5 protein-coding genes and 1 pseudogene are annotated in these 3,666 nt (G+C 63.0%); 3 read left to right on the top strand and 3 right to left on the bottom strand.

The window, feature by feature from the left end:
- The 3 genes and pseudogenes from ACZM96_RS10050 to ACZM96_RS10060 all read left to right on the top strand — a co-directional run.
- Positions 1-343: pseudogene (locus tag ACZM96_RS10050) on the top strand (acetyl-CoA carboxylase carboxyl transferase subunit alpha/beta); the annotation flags it as partial.
- Positions 344-352: 9 nt separating this feature from the next.
- Entirely contained in the window at positions 353-1,003 is a 651-nt protein-coding gene (locus ACZM96_RS10055; protein WP_346664703.1) for a biotin attachment protein, read from the top strand.
- 662 nt (positions 1,004-1,665) lie between these two features.
- Positions 1,666-2,037, top strand: coding sequence for a hypothetical protein (locus ACZM96_RS10060; RefSeq protein ID WP_489488880.1), 372 nt, complete (start codon positions 1,666-1,668; stop codon positions 2,035-2,037).
- A gap of 71 nt (positions 2,038-2,108) precedes the next feature.
- On the opposite strand, the gene ACZM96_RS10065 is transcribed toward ACZM96_RS10060, so the two are convergent.
- The 3 genes from ACZM96_RS10065 to ACZM96_RS10075 form a co-directional block, all read right to left on the bottom strand.
- Positions 2,109-2,555, bottom strand: coding sequence for a YjiG family protein (locus tag ACZM96_RS10065; RefSeq protein ID WP_489488881.1), 447 nt, complete (start codon positions 2,553-2,555; stop codon positions 2,109-2,111).
- A complete protein-coding gene (locus ACZM96_RS10070) occupies positions 2,555-3,196 on the bottom strand; it encodes a nucleoside recognition domain-containing protein (protein ID WP_489488882.1) in 642 nt (213 codons plus the stop codon). Before ACZM96_RS10070 ends, ACZM96_RS10065 begins: the two co-directional genes overlap by 1 nt.
- A partial coding sequence (locus ACZM96_RS10075; RefSeq protein ID WP_489488883.1) for an acyl-CoA synthetase family protein occupies positions 3,189-3,666 on the bottom strand: 478 nt, incomplete at its 5' end. The genes ACZM96_RS10075 and ACZM96_RS10070, both read right to left, overlap by 8 nt.

Here is a 3,666-nt window from a genome sequence, read left to right on the forward strand (position 1 = left end):
CGGCGTCATTCAGATGCCGCGCTGCACCGTGGCCGTGCGCCGCTACATCGAGTCCGGCGGCCTGTACCTCGTGCTCTACGATACCAAGTCCTACGGCGGCCCGGTGGCCAGCTTCCTCGGCTGCGCGTTCTACCAGTTCGCCATCCGCTCTTCGGACATCGGCTTCGCGGGCCCGGGCGTCATCAAGAACACCACCGGCCTCGACATTCCGCCGGATCATCACAACTGCTACAAGGCGCTTTCCCGCGGGCACATCCAGGGCGTGTGGGATCGCCGCGACGTGCGCGCCAACCTGCGCCAGGCCCTCGAAACCATGGGCGGCCGCAACCTTTACTATCGCTAGGGTGAAAGCATGAGAGACATTGCCGAAGTTATGGAAGAACTCAAGGCCGCGCCCTACACGGAACGGGAGGTCTGCGCTCCGCACACGGGCGTCATTCAGTTCGCCGACATCAAGGAAGGCGACCGTGTGAGCGGCTTTACCGGCACCTGGAAGGAAATTCCCGGCACGCACATTGCCACCATCACGCGCGAGAAGAATCCGCGCAAGGTGCTCGCCACCGAACGCGGCGTGCTGCAGAAGCTCTATCGCGATCTCGACGGCTCCTTCGTGGAAGCCGGAACCCCCCTCGGCGTGATCCGCCATTACCTCACGCGGCAGGAAGTCGTGAGCAAGCTGCTCAAGGAAAGCCTGTACGCCTTCTGCGCCCCGGAACGCGCCAAGTACTACTTCGTGCCCGACGTGGACAAGAAGGTGAAGATTCTCGGCTGCCGCACGGTATCCATCCACGACGGCATGGAACTGTTCATCGTGTCGCGCATGAAGCGTGAAGTGCCCCTGTGCTACAGCGGCCCTTCGGGCATCATCTACGACGTGTACTTCGACCAGACCCAGAACGTGGACGCCGGAAGCCCCCTTATCGTGGTCTGCCCGCCGGAACAGCAGACCGCCGTGGAAGACGTGGTGGCCCGCGTCCAGAGCGAATGGAACGAAGGCGAATAGCCCCCACCGAAAAACGTATGAACCAACGCCCGACCGCACCCGCAGCCGGGCGTTTTTTCAGGGAAAGGCAGAAAAGGCAGGAAAGGCAGAAAAGGCATGCGGGGGAAATAATTCCCCCCGCGCCCCCCTGTTTCTGCCTCCCGGCTTCGCCGGATCGGCAGGACAGGGTGAGCGGGAAGATTATGCCGAAGCAAAGGGCGAAGGGGGGAGCTCGGAAAGGCAGCGGCTGCGAGGGGTGGTGTGCTCGGCTGGGCGCTGTTCGGTCTGCGGACGCAGTGCAGGTGTGCGCTGCTGCGCCCACCTGCGGTGGCCGACTCCTGTCCGGCCTTCGCCGGACAGTCGTGTCAAAGGAAGGGATTTCCAGATGTTTTGTTGGAGAAGGACTCGGCTCGAAGTGATCGAGCTGATTTCGGTTCAGCAGCCTGGGGGAAAATGTATGCCGGAAAACTTCCTCCCAACGCTCTGGGGCCCGCGACCTGCCTTCAGGCGGTCGCGCCGACGGCCGCAAGTAGCCGGAATTTACTTCCGGCGTTAAACGCAGCCGCCGTCGTGCAAGTCACGCAGTCCGTACAGCGTGTCTTGCGCAAACGGGACGTGGCGGTACTCGGGAGAAGGAAGGAAAGGAAAATGTCGCCCCGGGCGCGCGGCAAAAGGAGTAAGGTATGGGAAAGATATTGCAGATTCGCGTAGGCGCGTGGACGTACGACGAAGATGAAGTGGTGGCGGCCTGGCCGCGCCTTTCGGCACTGGTATGGTCGGAGCTCGACCGCTGGGGGCCGCAGGGCATGAAGCGCGGGGTGACGGAGCTGGCGGAATATCTTCCCGATGCGCTGCGCTTTGCGGATATTTCGGAGGAGAGCCGGAAGGCGCTGATGCCCGGGGCGAAGAAGGTGACCGACAAGCTGAACGCGATGCGTTCGGCGCTGGCGGACTGGGACCCCCGAAAGGCCAACGCCCTGAGCAACGAGCTGGAGGACGCGCTCACCGAGCTGGAAAAGCAGGCTCCCGAGGATTTTCTCGAGCGGAAGAAGTGAGCCCGTTTTTGGAAAAGGAGGCCCGGCCGATTTTTTCGACCGGGCCTGTTTTTGGTCTGGGATAGAGGGCGTTACACGAAGAGCCTCATGGTGAGCATGGCGAGGGCGGCGTTGAGCAAGCCTATGCCGTAGAGTACGGGATAATGGCGAGAGTGTACGCCCGCAACGCCGAGGATGCGGCCTGCGTATTGTATCTGTGCGCCCATGAGGAAGATGGCGGGCATGAGAATGCTTATGTGCGTGGCGTTCAGAATGCCGTGGCTGTAGAGTCCTGCCGCCGCGCCCACGCCGCCTCCGGCCGAGAACCATGTGGAAATAAGCACGGTGACGGCCTCTCCGGGCAGGCCGAACAGCTCCATGACCGGCGCGCACGCCCGGCCGAGGCCGTCGAGCAGGCCGCTGGTCTGAAGCATGGCAATGAGCGTGAAGGCGATGACCACGTTGGGCAGCATGTTCTGCGTGGCTACCTTCCAGCCTTTGACGGTGCCTTCGACGAAGGCGGAATAGAGATTGTCCATCAGGCTGCCTCCCTGTTTCGTTCTGCAAGGCGCAGATACAGTCTCATGAGATTGGTGCCCGCAACCTTGTAGAAGAGAATCACGCCGAGGGGCAGAAGGTGCGGCACGGCAAGGAACGGAAACAGGGCGACGCCCATGCTCAGGTACACCGTAACGGACGAGGCCGAGGAAAACTGAAAGGCCGCGAACACGGTTTTTTCCTTTTCCGTGATGAGTCCCTTGTCGTGCAGATCCTTGGTCATGGCTGCGCCCGCGTCCGAGCTCTGGAGGCTGGAAATGAGGGCGAGACCGGCCGCGCCCGGCAGTCCGAGCAGCGGTTTCATGAGCGGGGTGAGCAGCTTTTGCGCGGCGTGCAGCGCCTGCATGCGTTCCGCCATTTCCACCACGCCGAGGGCCAGCATGATGCCCGGAACGAGCGACAGGGCGAAAAGAAAGCCGTAGCGCGCCCCGCCGCCGCCCTTGCCGAGAAAGGTGAATTCCCCGGCGATGTGTCCGAACGTTCCGCTTACCGTGGTGAAGTCCAGGCAGCCGAGCGCTCCCTGAGCGCCGGCAAGCGCGCCGGAGAAGAACACGATGGTCAGCGCCAGCGCAATGTAGGCGCGCAGGGGAAGCGGACGGCCGGAATGGTGCTGTTCAGTCATGACGCTGCTCCTTCATGGCTCGCGCAATTTTTCGGGCCGCGGCCCGGTCGGGCTTGTCCGTGCCCGTGCGCGGAAGGGCGGGCACGTGAAACGTCTGTTTCGGCCGGGCATGGCGCGGCAGACGGTCGAAGAAGGGCGTCCAGTCTTTCTCTTCCGGGCCTTCCGTCAGCATGACCACGGCTTCCCCGAATTTTTCGTCGGGCACGGCGGTGATCTGGAAGGGACAGGGCATCACGGGCCGAAGCAGCTCTTCCAGCTCTTCGATCTGGATTTTCACGCCGCCGCTGTTGATCACGTTGTCCTTGCGCCCGAGGATGCGGAAGCGCCCCGAAGCGTCCAGCACGGCGAGATCATTGGTGATAAGTTCCGCACTGCATACCGCGGGGGCGGATATGCAAAGCGCGCCGTCGTCGGTGAGGCGCAGGGTCACGCCCTCGAAGGGCGCATACCATTCCGAGGCTTCCGGCCCG

The organism is Mailhella sp., assembly GCF_057866825.1.

Bases quoted from the DNA above. Each gene is read 5' to 3' on its own strand.
- ACZM96_RS10055 (WP_346664703.1), top strand. From the start codon at position 353: ATGAGAGACATTGCCGAAGTTATGGAAGAACTCAAGGCCGCGCCCTAC.
- ACZM96_RS10060 (WP_489488880.1), top strand. From the start codon at position 1,666: ATGGGAAAGATATTGCAGATTCGCGTAGGCGCGTGGACGTACGACGAA.
- ACZM96_RS10065 (WP_489488881.1), bottom strand. From the start codon at position 2,555: ATGGACAATCTCTATTCCGCCTTCGTCGAAGGCACCGTCAAAGGCTGG.
- ACZM96_RS10070 (WP_489488882.1), bottom strand. From the start codon at position 3,196: ATGACTGAACAGCACCATTCCGGCCGTCCGCTTCCCCTGCGCGCCTAC.